This window comes from Microcystis sp. M53602_WE12 (assembly GCF_030065455.1).
Classification (GTDB): Bacteria; Cyanobacteriota; Cyanobacteriia; order Cyanobacteriales; family Microcystaceae; genus Microcystis; species Microcystis aeruginosa.
Genome location: NZ_JASJFB010000450.1, coordinates 1 through 16,918, shown reverse-complemented (window position 1 = coordinate 16,918; position 16,918 = coordinate 1). Strand labels below are relative to the sequence as shown.

Annotated in this window: 16 protein-coding genes and 1 pseudogene; 5 read left to right on the top strand and 12 right to left on the bottom strand. The window is 41.1% G+C overall.

Annotated elements, in window-relative coordinates; all coding sequences use genetic code 11:
• The 4 genes and pseudogenes from PX482_RS15115 to PX482_RS15095 form a co-directional block, all read right to left on the bottom strand.
• Positions 1–251 (bottom strand): annotated as a pseudogene (locus PX482_RS15115) (hypothetical protein); the annotation flags it as partial.
• Positions 252–395: 144 nt separating this feature from the next.
• The gene (locus tag PX482_RS15110) at positions 396–629 is read right to left on the bottom strand and encodes a photosystem I reaction center subunit IV (RefSeq protein ID WP_002760713.1); all 234 of its coding nucleotides are present in this window, start codon (positions 627–629) and stop codon (positions 396–398) included.
• A 78-nt stretch (positions 630–707) separates the two neighbouring features.
• Positions 708–1,337 (bottom strand): DUF6391 domain-containing protein, encoded by a 630-nt coding sequence (locus PX482_RS15105; RefSeq protein ID WP_002760715.1) that lies wholly within the window; start codon positions 1,335–1,337, stop codon positions 708–710.
• A gap of 441 nt (positions 1,338–1,778) precedes the next feature.
• Complete coding sequence (locus PX482_RS15095; RefSeq protein WP_002760717.1) at positions 1,779–2,480, bottom strand: 16S rRNA (uracil(1498)-N(3))-methyltransferase; 702 nt, start codon at positions 2,478–2,480, stop codon at positions 1,779–1,781.
• Between the two features lie 433 nt (positions 2,481–2,913).
• Between PX482_RS15095 and PX482_RS15090 the strand changes: the two genes are divergently transcribed.
• The 3 genes from PX482_RS15090 to PX482_RS15080 all read left to right on the top strand — a co-directional run bounded on the left by PX482_RS15090 (position 2,914) and on the right by PX482_RS15080 (position 5,722).
• Positions 2,914–3,084: a hypothetical protein gene (locus tag PX482_RS15090; protein WP_002760719.1), complete on the top strand. Its 171-nt coding sequence runs from the start codon at positions 2,914–2,916 to the stop codon at positions 3,082–3,084.
• 284 nt (positions 3,085–3,368) lie between these two features.
• On the top strand, positions 3,369–5,315 hold the full coding sequence (locus tag PX482_RS15085; protein WP_002760721.1) for an AAA family ATPase: 1,947 nt from the start codon (positions 3,369–3,371) through the stop codon (positions 5,313–5,315).
• Positions 5,315–5,722, top strand: a complete 408-nt coding sequence (locus PX482_RS15080) for a hypothetical protein (protein ID WP_002760723.1) — start codon at positions 5,315–5,317, stop codon at positions 5,720–5,722. The genes PX482_RS15085 and PX482_RS15080 overlap by 1 nt, the downstream gene beginning before the upstream one ends.
• 42 nt (positions 5,723–5,764) lie before the next feature.
• Here the strand turns inward: PX482_RS15080 and PX482_RS15075 are convergent, their stop codons facing one another.
• The 4 genes from PX482_RS15075 to argS all read right to left on the bottom strand — a co-directional run bounded on the left by PX482_RS15075 (position 5,765) and on the right by argS (position 9,531).
• Positions 5,765–6,016 (bottom strand): hypothetical protein, encoded by a 252-nt coding sequence (locus tag PX482_RS15075; protein ID WP_002760725.1) that lies wholly within the window; start codon positions 6,014–6,016, stop codon positions 5,765–5,767.
• A 4-nt stretch (positions 6,017–6,020) separates the two neighbouring features.
• Entirely contained in the window at positions 6,021–6,779 is a 759-nt protein-coding gene (locus PX482_RS15070; RefSeq protein ID WP_002760726.1) for a hypothetical protein, read from the bottom strand.
• Positions 6,780–6,809: 30 nt separating this feature from the next.
• Positions 6,810–7,202 carry a Mo-dependent nitrogenase C-terminal domain-containing protein gene (locus PX482_RS15065; protein ID WP_002760729.1) on the bottom strand — a complete coding sequence of 131 codons (393 nt, stop codon included), beginning with the start codon at positions 7,200–7,202 and terminating at the stop codon, positions 6,810–6,812.
• Positions 7,203–7,773: 571 nt separating this feature from the next.
• Positions 7,774–9,531, bottom strand: a complete 1,758-nt coding sequence (argS, locus tag PX482_RS15060; RefSeq protein WP_002760730.1) for an arginine--tRNA ligase — start codon at positions 9,529–9,531, stop codon at positions 7,774–7,776.
• A gap of 305 nt (positions 9,532–9,836) precedes the next feature.
• Between argS and PX482_RS15055 the strand changes: the two genes are divergently transcribed.
• Entirely contained in the window at positions 9,837–10,091 is a 255-nt protein-coding gene (locus tag PX482_RS15055) for a type II toxin-antitoxin system HicB family antitoxin (RefSeq protein WP_002760732.1), read from the top strand.
• 3 nt (positions 10,092–10,094) lie between these two features.
• The gene (locus tag PX482_RS15050) at positions 10,095–10,313 is read left to right on the top strand and encodes a type II toxin-antitoxin system HicA family toxin (RefSeq protein WP_002760734.1); all 219 of its coding nucleotides are present in this window, start codon (positions 10,095–10,097) and stop codon (positions 10,311–10,313) included.
• Between the two features lie 22 nt (positions 10,314–10,335).
• On the opposite strand, the gene ispF is transcribed toward PX482_RS15050, so the two are convergent.
• From ispF to secA, 4 genes are all read right to left on the bottom strand, one after another.
• Positions 10,336–10,815 (bottom strand): 2-C-methyl-D-erythritol 2,4-cyclodiphosphate synthase, encoded by a 480-nt coding sequence (gene ispF / locus PX482_RS15045; protein ID WP_002760736.1) that lies wholly within the window; start codon positions 10,813–10,815, stop codon positions 10,336–10,338.
• A gap of 547 nt (positions 10,816–11,362) precedes the next feature.
• The gene (locus PX482_RS15040) at positions 11,363–11,974 is read right to left on the bottom strand and encodes a DUF4276 family protein (RefSeq protein ID WP_002799501.1); all 612 of its coding nucleotides are present in this window, start codon (positions 11,972–11,974) and stop codon (positions 11,363–11,365) included.
• 24 nt (positions 11,975–11,998) lie between these two features.
• Entirely contained in the window at positions 11,999–13,186 is a 1,188-nt protein-coding gene (locus PX482_RS15035; protein ID WP_288096304.1) for an AAA family ATPase, read from the bottom strand.
• Between the two features lie 610 nt (positions 13,187–13,796).
• Entirely contained in the window at positions 13,797–16,613 is a 2,817-nt protein-coding gene (gene secA, locus PX482_RS15030; RefSeq protein ID WP_288122626.1) for a preprotein translocase subunit SecA, read from the bottom strand.
• Between the last annotated feature and the right edge of the window lie 305 nt (positions 16,614–16,918).

Sequence of the window (16,918 nt, the reverse complement as noted above, 5' to 3'; positions counted from 1 at the left end):
TTCGGTCGATAGCCTCTGGTTAAGCTCCGGTCAATTAAATCTATCGCTATCTCCGGTTTCTTCTTAAATTCTTTGTCTTCTTTCCCCTCGGCTAAGGAACTAGCTGGTTGATAAATTTCAATGTCTAGGGGGACACTTTTTTTGCCGTCGTAGAGATGGGTAGTGACGGCGACTATAGCAATTCCCATAGTTGTGAGGTACAGAGTCTTAGGTTTTGAGGAGTCAGGAGTTAAGATTTTGGTGTACCTCATGAGATTGGGAAACGCTATATTTAATTCCACCCAGCTACTTAACTGATAACTGATAACTGATAACTGATAGCTATAAAAAAACCGACCAACAAGAGAGAATTCCCGTCAGTCAGTCGGTGATGATAGGCCGAATTTTACTCAGCTTTATTTCTTAGCGGGGGCAGCCTTAACGAGTTCCAATTCACTTTCAGCGAAGTTATTGGTATTCAGTCCACCGGCGCTACCACTAAAACCGTGGTAGTTAACAGTATCAAAACGGACGATAACGGGATAGTGGATACCACTTTTATCAACACTGGCTACGGTTCCTACATCGTTGTACCAGTAAGACTCTTTCCGTTTGACTCTAACTTTGGCTCCGCGTTCGATTCCAGGCATAGCTGTTGTTTTTTTTTAGGGTTTAGTTAACAGGTTACAATCAGAGCGAGTTTGCCGAAAGGGTTTTTACTTTAAGTTTTATTGCAAATCTTGCCACTCTGTTTGGACAAAATGCCCCGAACGTCCCCATAGGTCTGCCTTTGGTGCAATGTTAACGATTGTTAAGTTAAAGGGAATGGCTGTGGTCAGGTATTTTTGGGCCGACATTCCCACATCTGGCCCGATTTGAAAAGCGGCGGCGGTGGCTAAACCTAAGCCTAATAACTGAGAAATCGGACCTCTGGGTAAGAGAAGATGAGTTCCTAAGACTAAGCCGGCGGTTAAGGCTAAAGTTACCGATAAATTGGTGCCACAACGCGGATGTAATGCCAATTGCCCCTCGCCATTTTTGAGACGATGGAGTGCCTGTTTGGCGGCGATTTGCAGTTCATTTGTATTAATCTGTCCGTAGAGATAAAAACCCCTATCGGTGGACAGTCCCCCCAGGGCCTCGTTATCCGCAGGGGAGTGGTCAAAAGGCGATTGACGACGGGCAGCCATTTCGCTTAATACCCAGACGGTGGCGTGTTCCAAGGCGTGAACCTGTCGCAGGGTGAGAAATTCTTTGAAACCGGGGATAAAGCCGATTTGTGCCAGTAAATCGCTGTCTTGCTGGGGCGAGGGGTTAAACCAGTCAAAAGAGGGGTTAGAAGGGCTACTAGAGGTCATAAAGTTGCGCTAGGGGGAGTTTTTTCGAGGAAGATTAGGGGGCTATTGGGTTGCAAGGCGGTATCCCAGTAGGTGTCTTCAATGGGAATTGACCAGGGTGGTTTCGACAAAAAAGGGAAAATCTGACCACAGGGTAACTGCTGCTAGTTCTTGCTTTAGGTAAGGTTTGCTGAATAAATCTAAAAACCTTGTTGGATAAGACTTCTAGACTTTTTTGAAATCCAAAAGTGCCGGGCATGGGAGTGAGCAGGGGGAAAATCCCTGGACTTTTTCCCTGAAAATTGGGTAATTGACCACCTGAAAACCGGTAAAACCCTACACCCTACACCCTACACCCCACACCCTGCCCCCACGAAAAACTTTTTCAGCAAATCCTAGGTAAGAAGCGAAATGATTCCAGTTATCTCGATTGCTGGTCTTGGTCATAGAAACTATAGTCAATTAGCTGTCTAAATAGGCGTTAATGATAGCAAGAGCCACTAAGGGAGCGGTAATTGTTCTCAAAATGCGTTTTCCCAGTGATACAGGCACAAAATCAGCAGCGATCGCTTGTTCTATTTCTGTCTCCGTCCATCCCCCTTCCGGTCCAATGGCCATGGTTATCTCGGTTGATGTTTGTAATTGAGAAAGTAGCGGGGCCACTGTTCTACGGGTAACACCAATATAACAAGTTGTCTGTGGGTTAGCTCCCCGCTTAAGGATGGCTAAAAATGGCTGTGGTTCTTCGATAATGGGAATAATCTGTCTTTCTGATTGTTCTACAGCTTCCCGGGCAATTTTTCGCCAACGGTCAATTTTTTGAGGACTAGGATTGACTAAACCGCGTTCTGTCAGCAGCGGGATAATCCGATAAACTCCTAATTCGGTGGCAGCGCGAACGATATCATCAAAGCCATTTTTGGGAATTGCTACCATTAAATTCACTTGTACTGGTAGTTCGCTAGTTTCGTTTATCGCTTCTAAAAGATGGGCCGAATTATCAATTATTTCCGCTAACCACGCTTGTCCTTGTCCATTTAGGGCAATAAAACGGTCATGGGATTTTAAACGAACAACTTTTTTAAGATAATGACTTTGTTCGGGTGTTAAGACAATTAACCCGTTTTCTAGGGTATTAAAATCAAGAAGAAGACGATAATACAAGGCGGTTTAGTCTATATTGCTATTGTGTTCAGAATCACTGTCAGCTAAGTAGGTAGGTGTTAAAAGTTGTCAGATCCCCCCGCCTATCGGCACCCCCCTTATCAAGGAGGGCAGGGGGGATCAGAGGCAAAATCTATCTTCAATTTAATTATAACTACTTACTTATCTATTTTAGCTTTTATGGTGTTTTTGTATAAGGTTGAGAGTAGATTAGCTTATAGCAGTTATCTTAATGGTGAAGTACGAAGTTTTCCTTTTGGGTAGTCGGTCGTCAATACCAAATTAGGTTATACTTCATGTTTATGACAAAGGCTATAACTTACTATGGCCTTACCTACTCAGATATGTTATAAAATTTATCCTCATCAAGGTATATCTTGGCCAATAGGAATTAAGACTTGACAATCCCCACTCCCTAACCCACAAAAAATTCATGGACATAACTGCTAAAATTGAAGAACTGGCACAAAAATATGAGATACCTCCCCAACTGCTCAAGGAAGCCATGGCTTTAGAAGTAGAAAAAATTACTCTAAAAAATCGGCAGCTATCACCTAAAATTGTCAAACTTATCGAAAAATATACCGACTCCCCACAATCATAAATTTTATAGATATCTTGCATAATTTATTTTTGGTAAGTAGGGAGGCACAATTATTTGTAGGATGGGTTAGCGGTAGCGTAACATAATCGGGCGTTGGGTTTCATGCTTCAACCCAACCTACGTTCATCTTAAATTCCACCCACCCACTTAGTTTAAAAACGACAAAAATAAATATTAAGTTGCATAAAATATCTAAATAAACCATTCTTAATTTTCCTGATTACTGACCACTGGCTACTGACTCCTAACCAACCACAAAATTTTTGATTTTTACAAGAGTTCTTATGACTTTGAGACTGAAACAAATTCGCTTAACTAATTGGAAATGTTATCCTAGTCAAAATATTACTTTTAACCTGCATCCCGACAGAAAAATTCAGATTATCTTCGGTAATAATGGTCACGGTAAAACTTCTCTGATGACAGGTATTTTATGGTGTCTCTATGGTGGAGATATTGTATCTAAAGAGACTTTGAAAACCTATTTTTATCGAGGTGAGGGGGATTCTTCATCAGCAGAAGAAAAAGAAATGCGGGTAGAATTAAATTTTATTAAAAACGAGAAAAATTACTTTATCAGTCGCCAAGCGAAATTAAAATTTAATGGTAGCAGTTCCTATCCTAGCGTAGAGGAAGCATTATTTTATGAAGATGGAACCATGAGAAGTAACTCTAGGGAATATATCGAAGCATTGCTTCCTAAATCTATTCGAGATTTTTTCTGTTTTGATGGCTTAAAAATCGAACAATATACCCAGATAACTCAAACTAAAGAAGCAAAAGAAGCAATTGAAAAAGTTTTGGGTATCCCGGAATTAAGAAATCTGCGTGATGATACAGAAAAAGCCTTGCAAGAATTAGAAAACCGTTTAAATAAAGCCAAGGGAACCAGTCAAACCTTTAGAGATAAGCTGCAAGAATTACGAGAATTAGAAGAAGACATTGATCTTAAAAAAGGTCAGCTTAAAAATGCCAAAGATAGCGAAAAATATGCTATAATTATCTACCAAGACGCTCAAGAAAAAGCCGCTCAGATTGAAAGTTTACGAGAAAAATTAGAGGAAATTCATAACTTAGAGAAAAAGCGTATCGGTTTACAAACTCAGTTAGATAACCTGCAAAAGTCTATCGATTCTTGGTTAAAAAAAGCTTCGATACCTTTGCTGATTAACTTTGTACAGGAAATGGTCGATGATTTGCAAGTTACTAGCTTAAAAAGCACTTATAAAACTAATTCTACAGCAATTTTACAAGCAATACTTGACGATGAAAGCTGTCTATGTGGTCGTTGTTTAGATAAAAATTCTCGGGACTTTATCCTTCAACAAATTGCCGAACTAGAGTCCTTAGAAGTGGATAACGCCACCAGAATAGAAAAAGACCAAATTAGAATTGATTTACAGGGAATTATGCGAGATAATGCTAAATTTAGCAATTATAGTCAATTACTTTTGCAAAGAGATCGTTTAGAAGAAGAAATCGAAGAAATTAATCAACATATTAGACAGCTAAAACAGGAAACCACGGGAATAGATCAAGACTCGGTGAGGGAGATTTGGCGAAAAGTTGGCGAATCTGGTAAAAATGTTGAGATGATCCAAGAAAGGATCGAACGCTTGCAAAAGGAAATCGAAATCAAAGAAAAGCAATTAGAAAATTTACGCAAAGAAGTGGAAATTTTAGCTAGTGAAAATCAGACCACATGGATGTTATCTAATCAGGTTAAAATGGCCAGAGGTTTAAAAAATGCCACTAACGAATTAATCGAATGGCATATCGATAATTCCCAAAAAATGATTAATCAAGTAACCAGCGATCGCTATTTACAAGTAACCAACAAACCGGAGGAATATAGAGGAGTAGAAATCACTCCCGAATACACTTTAGGAATCCGTACCATCACAGGAAAATTATTAAATCCCGATGTCTTAAGTGCGGGAGAAAAGGAAGCTTTAGCTTTTGCTTTTATCACAGGTTTAAATCAAATAACCGATACTTGTGTTCCCCTAATTATGGATACACCTTTTGGTCATTTAGATCAAGAACATCAAAAAAATATTATTAACTCTCTTCCTAATTTAAACTCCCAAGTAATTATTTTAGCCACGGATCGCGATCTTCCCGATCCACTTTTAAATCTGCTGCGTCCCCACACTACCGATATTTTAAAAATACACCGTTTGGCTGCCGATGAAGATGCTTCCGTGATTGAAGTGATGGAGAATTACTAATGCAGAGAATCGATCCCAGTTTGAAGATTTATGCCTCGGAAACTTCCAGAAATTATCTACAGGTACTAAAAGATAATAAAACCTTTGAGCGCATGGTAGATGCCTATTTATTCGCCGCTGCTTTTGCCATTAAACAAGACTTCAGTATCTACGGAACCACTCTGAGCAATCGACAAGATTTAATTACTATTAGCCAAATCGATCCAGAAGTTATTTTAGCTTTAACCGCAGGAATTTATATTATCTGTAAAAAGAATTCCTATCCTCAACCCAGCGATGGCAAAGAAGTTTTAGATAAGATCTGTCAATACGCAGAAGTGGGATTAAGGGAATTAAAAGAACGCTGGCAAGGCAAAGTCAGCAATCAAATCCAAGCTGATATTGAGAGAATTATCAATAATCTCTAAAATTCTCCCTATCTAACCATCTTTTTTAGGGATAACGACAAATTAGATTCTTTCCACACTGCCAAAAAAGACGGGTTCCACGCGAATAGCAATGACACTAGCCGGACGTAAAACCATATATTCCCCTTGGATATTTCTGATCGGAACATTGATAAAATCCTGGGAATCGGCTTTCGGAACTAATTCATTACTGTACCACTTTTGAAATTCTTGGATGGTCAAAAAACGGACTTCCTCGCGATGTCCACTGCTTAAGAACAAATGTACAGCGTACTCGTCAGCTTTTCTACTCATTTTTTTAACTAATCAGATTGAATTTTTGTAATAAAGTTGCCATTAAAGGCGGGAAAGTGAGACGCAATTCGCTCAGATCCGAGAAAATTAATTTTTGGTAGCTTGGCAGGTCAAAAGCTAGTTTACCCTTTAATTCCGCTCGATTTTGATAGGTTAACAGAATTTGTCCGCCCTGTTTACAAGCGATCGCATAACCTAATTCTACACCCACTAGGGGACTGGGCAGTAATTCCGTTTCCTTTTGGCTAATCGCCGTAGCATCGGCAATAAATAATAAACTTTTGCGAATTTGGCGTAATTGACTATCACTCAATCTGGTGACATTGCCCTCAGTTCGGGGCGTTTCTTCCATGGTTAAGGGCAAACGGGAGCGTTTATTGAGATTTTCGACGGTTTCGGTCAAAACTGTTTTTAAAGCGGTGCTAGAGTCCTTAAATTGGCTTTGGGAGCTAAAATAAATGACGGGATCCAACCAAGCGCTGAGGTCTTGTTTAGTAAAGTAAATTTCTTGGGAAATCAGGTCAATATTCGAGATGACGTAACCGCCACTACCTTCGAGGTAAAATTCCACCCTTTCCCCTTCTAGATAGCGTTGGAACCAGACAGAACCCTGTATCGTCAGACTATCATCGAGAAAATCGGCTCTTAAACCCGATTTTAAGAGACTATTGCGACTTAAGCGCAAGTCGTGGGGACGTTTGACAACCTCGCGGATAGGTTCGTATTTGTCCAGATACCAAGCTTTCAGGGCAATGATGGCCATAGGTGTGGCGATTAAAGACACTCACCCATTCTAGCAGTAAGCACCGATATCCTCTCCACATTCATCGGCTAGGTAAGAAAGAGCGCGAAATCTTAACATCATTAGGTTTTCGTAGAGGGGATTTAGCTTGCAAAGGGGCGGAATCTCTAGAATTGTCCGGCTAAATAGGGTAATTTTCCGCGCAAAGGGACATTGAGCCGGAATTAGACGACAAATCCGATGAGCCAGTGCAGGTGTATTAATTTCTAGGCGGTCAATTCGTTGCCGCAGGGGTTGCCATAAATCCCATTTTGGTTGCGGTGACGGGTTTTTCCGATTGCCTTTCGACCAAGGGGCGATCCAATTAGAGACAATTATTTTATTTGTGGTATAATCTGATACATCAGCATCGGCCATAGTCTTACCTTCTATTGATTGACTCATAAGGTTCTATCTGAGATTACGACAGGGCGAACAATCTTTCCCGAAAATCCTCTGGGACGTTCGGACATTTGACCGCTTTAACGATAACATCTCTGGGATAAAATTACTCGTTAAGACTACACAGTAACGCTGGGGCTGCGGAGAGGAAATTTGAACTTTTGTACTAATTCCCGATCTCCGAGTTATCACCTGAAAGCTAATAGGCAACAGACGACAATAAGATAACGTCACGAGTGAGTTTAACTAGATTAATCTCTAAGCTTCGCCCAAAGATATTGGCTCTGATTAGAGCTATTTCTAGGTTAGCAAAAACTCAGGTTTTTTCACGTCAGCATAGTACACTTTTTCTGGGTATAAAATATCACCCAGTTTTTGTCAAAGATACGCAATCCAAGCTGTGGGGTGTGGGGTGTGGGGTGTAGGGTGTGGGGTGTAGGGTGTGGGAATTATGAATTATGAATTGGAAATTGGGGAGTTTTTTGCTGTGAATAGTAAACTGTGAACTGATAACGGATAACTGATTACTGATAACTGATAACTGATTACTGATAACTGATTACTGATTACTGATTTACATTCTTTCCAAAACGGGGATACCCAAGAGATATAAGCCTAATTTGAGGGTTCTTGCCGTTAAATCACACAAAACTAAACGAGAGGTTTTAATCGGTTCTGCTGCTTTCAGAACGGGACAATTCTCGTAGAAACGATTATACTTTTTACTGAGTTCATAAAGATAATCACATAAACGATTGGGTAATAAATCCTCTTCCACGGCACTAATTACTTCCGGCAGTTGCAGTAATTGTTTAGCCAAAATTAATTCGCTTTCATCCTTGAGAATTAGCGGTGAATTGGCACTTAAATCCTGAAAATTAATACCACCTTCGCGACTGATACTCTGGACCCTAGCGTAAGCGTACAGCATATAGGGGGCGGTGTTGCCTTGCAGATTGAGCATTTTGTCGTAACTGAAAACGTAGTTACTATGGCGATTTTGGCTGAGATCGGCGTATTTAACGGCACTTAAACCGACAGTTTCGGCAGTCTTAGCGATAAAATCGCCGGTTTCTTCTCTTTCCTCGCTTGCCAGTCTTTTTTCTAAGTCAGCTAGGGAACAGGCGATCGCTTGATCGAGTAGTTCTTGTAATTTTACCGTCTCCCCGGAACGAGTTTTTAATTTTTTACCATCTTCCCCTAAAACTAATCCAAAAGCGACGTGAACCACTGCCACATTATCGGGTAAAAATCCCGCTTTTTTAGCCACCTGAAATACTTGGGCAAAATGGTTAGCTTGTCCAGCATCGGTGACATAAATTATTCTTGCGGCTTTATCTTGACGCACTCGATAACAAATTGCCGCTAAATCGGTGGTGGCGTAATTATAACCGCCGTCGGATTTCTTGACAATTAGGGGTAAAGGATCGCCCTCTTTGTTGGTAAAACCATCGAGAAAGACGCATAAAGCACCGTTGTCTTCTGTTAGCAATCCCTGTTGATCTAATTCTCTGATTACCGCTTCCAGGTAGGGATTATAAAAAGATTCCCCCCTTTCGGTCAGTTTTATATCGAGAATATCATAGATTTTCTGAAATTCCCGTCGTGATTGTTGACAAAGTAACTGCCATGCTTGACGACTTTGAGGATCACCCGACTGTAATTTTACTACGGCTTGACGGGCAGTTTCTTTAAAGTTTTCGTCTTCATCAAAACGAATTTTGGCCTTTTTATAAAAGCTAACTAAATCCCCTAAATCTAGGGCATCTGCTTGGGTTAAAGCGCTAGGATAAGCTTCTTGTAGATAGGTGATTAACATCCCGAATTGAGTACCCCAATCCCCAACATGATTAAGACGAATTACTTGATGATGACGAAATTCCAGAATCCGAGCAATACAATCACCAATTATAGTCGATCGCAAGTGACCGACGTGCATTTCTTTGGCAATATTGGGACTGGAAAAATCGACAATAATTTTTTGACTGGGGTTAGCAGCGGCAACTCCTAAACGGTTGTCAGTAATTAGGTCTTTTAATTGGGTTTCTAGATAACCGGGTTTCAGGGTAAGATTGATAAAACCAGGTCCGGCAATTTCGGGGGTTTGACAGAGATCATCTATCTCTAGATTTTTTAGTAAAGTTGTCGCTACTTCCCGCGGTTTTTGTTTTAATTCTTTGGCTAAAGAGAGGGAAATATTACATTGATAGTCGCCAAAACGGGGGTTACTAGCGGCCACAATTAGAGGATCGGTATCAGCGAAGTTTTCCCCAAAGGATTTAACTAGGGATTGGGAAAAACGCTCTTTTATTTGTTGGATAATGGCAGTCATAGAGAGAATTTAGCAGTTAGGGATTAGACAAAAATCGGGAAGGAATCGGTTAGCTTCTTGGCAGTAACCCGATTATGGGTCGAATTAGCTACTGAAGATGGCGATTGATGGTATTCTTTCAAGATTTTTTTGATGATCTTTTGTGGTGTATTCATTATAGTTTCGAGCCAACGAGATTAACACTCCAGACAACTCAGGTTATTGACCATCTTACCTGATCATAATCTGAAGGCGAATCCAATGCAGCTGGCTGCTGGGAAACATTTGCTTTAATATAGTAAGTAAGCTTTACCAATAGTACAACCATGTTAGCCAGTTATATTGATCAAGCGATGGCATTGGCTCAATACGAAATCATCGAAGAAGATGGCACTTATTGGGGTGAAATTCCACCCCTTCAGGGAGTTTGGGCAAATCACGCCAATCTAGAAGATTGCCGGCAAGAATTGCGCGAAGCTTTAAGCGATTGGATTGCTTTGCGTCTGTGTTTAGGTTTGCCAATTCCATTGTTAGCAGGAATAGATCTTAATCTCCTTCCTCAACCCATGTCTTCAATTTAAGATATGCCTAAATTAACCGCCATATCATGGCTTAATCTAGTTCAAAGATTACGAGAACTTGGGTTTGACGGTCCCTACGCTGGGGGTAAACACCCTCAAATGCGTCGCGATAATTTAACGATAATTATCCCCAATCCTCATCAAGGTGAAATAGGGGTAGGACTGTTAAAACGCATTCTCAATCAAGCGGGTATTACCAGGGAAGAATGGCTGGGAGAATAGCAGGGAAAACACCGTATTTAACCTACTCCTTAACCAATAAAACCACGGCATAAACTGCGATACCTTCTTCTCGTCCTACCGGTCCCAATTGTTCGTTAGTAGTGGCTTTAATTCCCACCTGTTCCGGATTAATTTTGAGAGTTGCTGCTAACTTGGCTCGCATCGCAATAAGGTGGGATTTCATTTTCGGTTTTTCGGCGACAATTACCGAATCAATATTATTAATCTGCCAACCTTTATCGATAATTAATTGATTAACTTGTTCTAATAATTTTAAACTATTCGCCCCTTGCCATTGCGGGTCTGTGGGGGGAAAATAATGACCGATATCGCCTAAACTAAGCGCCCCCAGCATGGCATCCATAATAGCGTGGGTTAAGACATCGGCATCACTATGACCCAATAACCCGACAGTATGGGCAATTTCTACTCCTCCTAAAATTAAAGGTCTTCCTGTTACCAATCGGTGGATATCGTAGCCGTTACCAATACGAATATTCATAGAGCAGTCTCCTTGAAGTTATATTAATTATCTTATCGCAAAAGGGAACAAGTTAGGGAAATCTTTTCCCTAACTTGTCCTTATTAGTTAATTAGCTAGGAAGGATGAACTATTCTGCTGAAGTTTTTCCCAATACAATGAAAGCTTATACTAAATTGATTTTTGATAGTATCATTAACTGCCAATCCAACTTTAAAAACCCACTTCCCACTTGCCACTCTATACTTGTTAAATAAGATTTAGTATAACTCGATCGCTGTTAAAATTGCGGTAGAATCAGGAGAGGGTTGGGTTTCATGCTTCAAACCAACCTACGTTCTTTTTCAATAAGATTTATAGCGTTTTTCAGTCTGCTGAGGTACAAAAGTTATGGGTTTTAGGCACTCATGCAAAAGGGAAGAAAAATAGGTGTACCTCACTAGCTTAGGAAACGCTATAGTTAAACACCGAATTTTGAACAATTATGCAACAATTTATTCAACAGTTAAAAATCGATTTATCCTTGACAGTGATCTAGCAGTTTCATCATTTACTTTCCTAAATATCCTTAGCTAATCATCGCCAATAAACCTTGATAAAAAATCTGAAAACTAGGAGAACAATTATGAGCAGGAGTCATAAATTGAGAAATTTCTCGGGCTGCTTTCACTTTTTCTAAACCTCCTCGATGATACCCAGCCTTTTGAAGTATCTTTTCTAAGTTTTCCCAAGTTCCGCCCGTAATTTCATCGGGTTTTCTGTATTTTGCTTGCTGTCCCACATTAGTAGAAACTTTGGGATAGGCTGAGACTATAGCCTGAATATCACCAAAAAACCAAGCTTCTAGTTCTTCTATAGCAATTCTATTTAACACCTGAAATGTTTTTTTATCTTCACTAATCGTTTTGGTGATCAGTCCTGTTTGTTGGGCAATATTTTCTAACTTTTCTTTGAGCATTTGACAATCTTCATTGTCTCTATCTACAAGAATAATGATTCGATAATCATCGGGTATCCAGCATTGATAGCCTTTTAATCGCTCCGGTAGTTTTTTGATTAAATCGGATTTACCTCGAAAGGCATGAATTTTATAGGTGACATTCTCAAATAATATTTTAGGTAAAATTTGATTTAAACATTCTTGGGTAGAAAATTCTTCAACTAAAAATTCAAGATGCACTTTTTTCCTCCTTTGCTATTAAACTTAAATGCTAGGATTCCCCACATCAAAATAGTCCTCCATCCATAATTGACCCAACAAAGCACCATTTTGAATAAATTCCTTAACTCCTTGCATTGCTGAAGTACGTTTAGCTTGAGTAAAACCATTTTCATCTCGATAAAGTACCCAAACCTCCTCTGGTTTCAAACCATCTACAAAAAAGGGAGAATGAGTTGTTACCATTAATTGTGTACTTGCGGTCGCTGCCCGACATTCTTCTGCTAATTCAGGTAATAAACGGGGATGAAGATGATTTTCTGGTTCTTCTATTCCCAGTAATTGCGGAGGGCTTGGATCATATAATATAGTTAAATAAGCTAACATTTTTAAAGTGCCATCGGAGGCAAATTTGGCAAGAATTGGCTCTTGAAAAGGTGCGTCTTTAATTTGAAGTAAAAGCTGTCCATTCGGCATAATAGATGCTTCGACTTTTTCTAATCTAGGAATTCGACGAGAAAGGGTTTGTAAAATAGATTCTAATCGTTGAGGATGATCTTCTTTTAAATATTGAATAACATTAGGTAAATTGTCACCAGTTGGCGATAATCTTTCTTGCGCTCCTGCTTCTGGTTGAGTGCGAGTATTATCTGCGGTTAAGTAGGAAAGATACCAACTTGTGATAAAACGACGCAAAGCACTAACCCGGGGATGTTTGGCCAATTGTCCGAGGGTACTAACAGCTAAAAATTCCGGGGAGTCTAATCGTTCAGAAATTCGTTCATCTTCTTCTTGGGGATTTTCTCCACTAATCACTATTCCTTCCCCTTCTTTAAAGTCTAAAAAGCGATAAGGTTTGCCCTTCGCTCCTTGTCTCCACTGTAACCATTCTTCGGCAACATAAGGGCGATTGTTAGCTTCATTAATAGCCAAATGATAGGTAATTAAAGGTGATGCCAATTTTTCTCGATATTTTAATTCGATAATGATGTAACCTTCTTGTCCTCTGGTTCTTAATTCTTTAAATCTTCCCCGTCTGTCCCAAGCTTTTTTTAAACCAACAGTAAAACATTCAGAGAGGAAAGCAAAGACATCAAATATGGTAGATTTTCCGCTCCCATTAGGACCGAGAAAAACGGTTAAAGGAGTAATGCTTTTTAATTCTAAGTCCTGTAAAGCTCGGTAATTTTGCACGCGCAGATTTTCGATTCGAGGTATAGAGTTTTTAGACATTGATTGTTGCTCTCTGCTGCTTTTAGCTCGTCTTGTCCCAGATTAGCTGTTAATTTTCCCAGTTCCCGCAAAAAACTGGTCAATTTTTAGTAATCTCGCTCTTCTGGACTGGTTATAGCAAATTAGCTCTCCTGATTCTACCGCAATTTTAACAGCGATCGAGTTATACTAAATCTTATTTAACAAGAACGTAGGTTGGGCTTCGGCCGTGAGCTTTTGCCGAACGGTTGAAGCATGAAACCCAACGCTCTCCCGATTCTGCCGCACTCCGAGTTTTTTCTTGGGGATAATCTCCTAACTTCTGACCATCTACTGTCGATTACCGCAAAGGATAGCCATTTATTCTATCAGATTGAGAAGATATTAAGTATGATAACACTTGTGATTATGTTTTTCGCTGCCTTGCTGGCAGCTGCCGATTTTACTTACCAAGTTTTGATTCATTTTCCCGTACAAATCCTCAATTTTTTGGGGTCGTTACTGTCCTATGGAGTGATTGTACTGATAATTTTTGTCCTAGTGTGGATTGTGGGTGACTGATTTCTCAGGGAAAAAAAATGAGAGAATCAGCCTTAGCCAATTCTCCCCAATTTAAGCCAACTTTTAGTTTTTACTGTTCACTAGCCACTGCTTGGGGTTGTCCTTGCGGTTGGAATTGGAACATGGAATAAACCACATTGCGACGGATATCAATCATCATTTCTAAAAACATCTCGTAGCCTTCCTGTTTATACTCAATTAGGGGGTCTTTTTGACCGTAACCGCGTAAACCAATCGACTCGCGTAAAGCTTCCATAGCTTGCAGGTGTTCGCGCCATAACATATCGATTTGTTGCAGGATAAAATAACGTTCGGCATCGCGCATTAAACCGGGACGAATACTATCCACTTGACGTTCTTTAATTTCGTAAGCTTTGCGAACTTCTTCGTGTAGGAACATCTTGATATCATTAACACTCATATCCTCGATATCTTTAGCGGTAATATCTGCCAAGAGATAGACGAATTCCTGAGATTTACTAATCAGTTTTTCTAAATCCCATTCTTCCGCCGGCAGTTCGGGATTAATATAAGCCATGACGATTTCATCCATGGTTTTTTCGGCGTATTGCAGCACCTGTTCTTTTAAGTCCATCCCCTCCAAAACCCGACGACGTTCGGCATAAATAGCGCGCCGTTGATTATTCATCACCTCGTCGTATTCAAACACCTGTTTCCGGGCATCATAATAGAAGGTTTCCACTTTTCTTTGCGCGCCTTCCAAGGAACGAGTCAACATTCCCGACTCAATGGGCATATCTTCTTCCACCCGGAAGGCATCCATTAAACCCGCCACGCGGTCGCCTCCAAAAATCCGCAATAAATTGTCTTCTAGGCTTAAAAAGAAGCGTGTAGAACCGGGGTCGCCCTGTCTGCCCGCCCGGCCTCGCAATTGGTTGTCAATACGGCGGGATTCGTGGCGTTCCGTCCCGATAACGTGCAGTCCGCCCCTTTCTACTACTTCATCGTGTTCTTTACCTGTGTAATCTTCATAACTTTTGCGAATTAATTTATAGACTTCGCGTAACTTTTGAATAACCGGGTCATCCGTGGGGGCTTTTTCGGCCGCGATGGCGATTTTTTCTTCTACTTCTAATTCGGGTAAACTTTGAGTTCCGTGGGTATCAACGGCAAATTTAACCGCTTCTTTCAGGGCATTTTCTACCTCTTTCGGTAACTCGGTGGGAAAAATTTCCGCCGAGGCGCGCCAGTTTTTTTTCTTCTTACCTGGGGCGAATCCTTGCGGGCGATTGCGTTCTCCTAAACTGGGTAAACTAAAGGCCAAATTGTCATCTTCGGGCATAACTAATTTCGGCATTAAATACTCGCGAATTTTCAATCGGGCCATATAGTCGGAGTTACCACCGAGGATGATATCGGTTCCCCGTCCCGCCATGTTCGTGGCAATGGTTACGGCCCCGGCCCGGCCTGCTTGGGCGACGATTTCCGATTCCCTTTCCACGTTTTCCGGACGAGCATTAAGTAAGTTATGGGGAATCTTTCTTTCCTGTAATAAAAGCGAAAGCACTTCCGATTTTTCCACACTGGTAGTACCGACTAAAACCGGGCGACCCTGTTCGTGCATTTGTTGACATTCTTCAGCGACGGCGTTCCATTTTGCCTGTTCATTTTTATAGACCACATCGGCTAAATCTTGCCGACGAGAAACGCGGTTAGTGGGAATAATTGTTACTTGCAGGTTATAGACTTTTTCTAGTTCCGTTTCTTCGGTTTTGGCCGTCCCGGTCATGCCGGATAATTTCGGATAGAGTAGGAAAAAGTTTTGATAGGTAATCGTGGCTAAGGTTTGGGTTTCCTGTTGAATTTCTACCCCTTCCTTAGCCTCCACTGCCTGATGCAAACCATCGCCCCAACGTCGCCCCGGTAATACCCGTCCCGTGAACTCATCAACGATAACAATTTCACCACTGCGAACGATATAGTTAACGTCTTTTTTCTGGAGTTCTTTGGCACGAATAGCGTTAGAAATATAGTGCGCCCAGGGATTTTCTTGGTCGTATAAATCGGTAACTCCTAATAGTTCTTCCGCTCTTTTAAAGCCTTCATCGGTCATTAAAACGTTACGGTCTTTTTCGTTAACTTCGTAGTCTCCCGGTCCGTCTTCTACTTTTTGGCGCACTAATTGCTTGGCGATTTCGGCGGCGAGAATATATTTTTCTGTGGGTCGATCGATCGGTCCTGATATAATTAATGGAGTTCTGGCCTCATCAATAAGAATGGAGTCCACTTCGTCGATAACGCAGTAGTTAAAGGGTCTTTGGACAACTTCCCCCATCACTGTAGCCATGTTATCGCGCAGATAATCGAAGCCGAGTTCGCTGTTAGTGGTGTAGGTGATGTCACAGGCATAATTTTTCTTTCTTTCTTCTGGACTCATGCCGGCTTGAATTAGTCCCACACTTAACCCTAAAAAGCGGTGTACCTGCCCCATCCACTCCGCGTCACGACGGGCAAGATAATCGTTGACGGTGACGACGTGAACCCCTTTTCCGGTCAATCCATTCAAATAAGCGGGGAGAGTGGCAACCAGGGTTTTTCCTTCCCCGGTTTTCATCTCGGCGATTTGTCCTTTGTGCAGTACCATTCCCCCCAATAACTGCACGTCAAAGTGACGCATCCCTAAGACTCGGATTCCCGCTTCCCGGACAATGGCGAAAGCTTCGGGGAGGATTTCCTCGAGAATCTCCTCTCTTTCGTCATAATTTCTCGCTTTGTCTAATCTTTCCTTAAATTCGCTGGTTTTGCCCCTTAATTCCTCATCGGACAGGTTTTTAATGTCTTCTTCCAGCAGGTTGATTTCGGTGACGAGGGGCTGAAATTTTTTAATTTTGCGGGCGTTAGGGTCTCCGAGTAGGGCTTTTAACATAGCAGTTTTTATTCTCTCGCTTCGATTGGCTCTTGGTCTGTGGTGTTAACAATTGTATCACTCTCGTTGGGAGTGGAGAATCATTTATCGGTGAACAGGGACGGCGTTGTCAGATTCAGAAGAGGAAAGATGCAATGCTCCCAACTGATTCGGAGCATCTTTCAATTTGACAACGCCGATTGTAGGGCTAATTCATGAATTAGCCCTACGCCGATTGTAGGGCTAATTCCACTGCTAAATCGAGCGACTCTTGTTCCCCACTTAAGCCCAACTATCGGCACTATTCGTTCATTAAACACTAATTG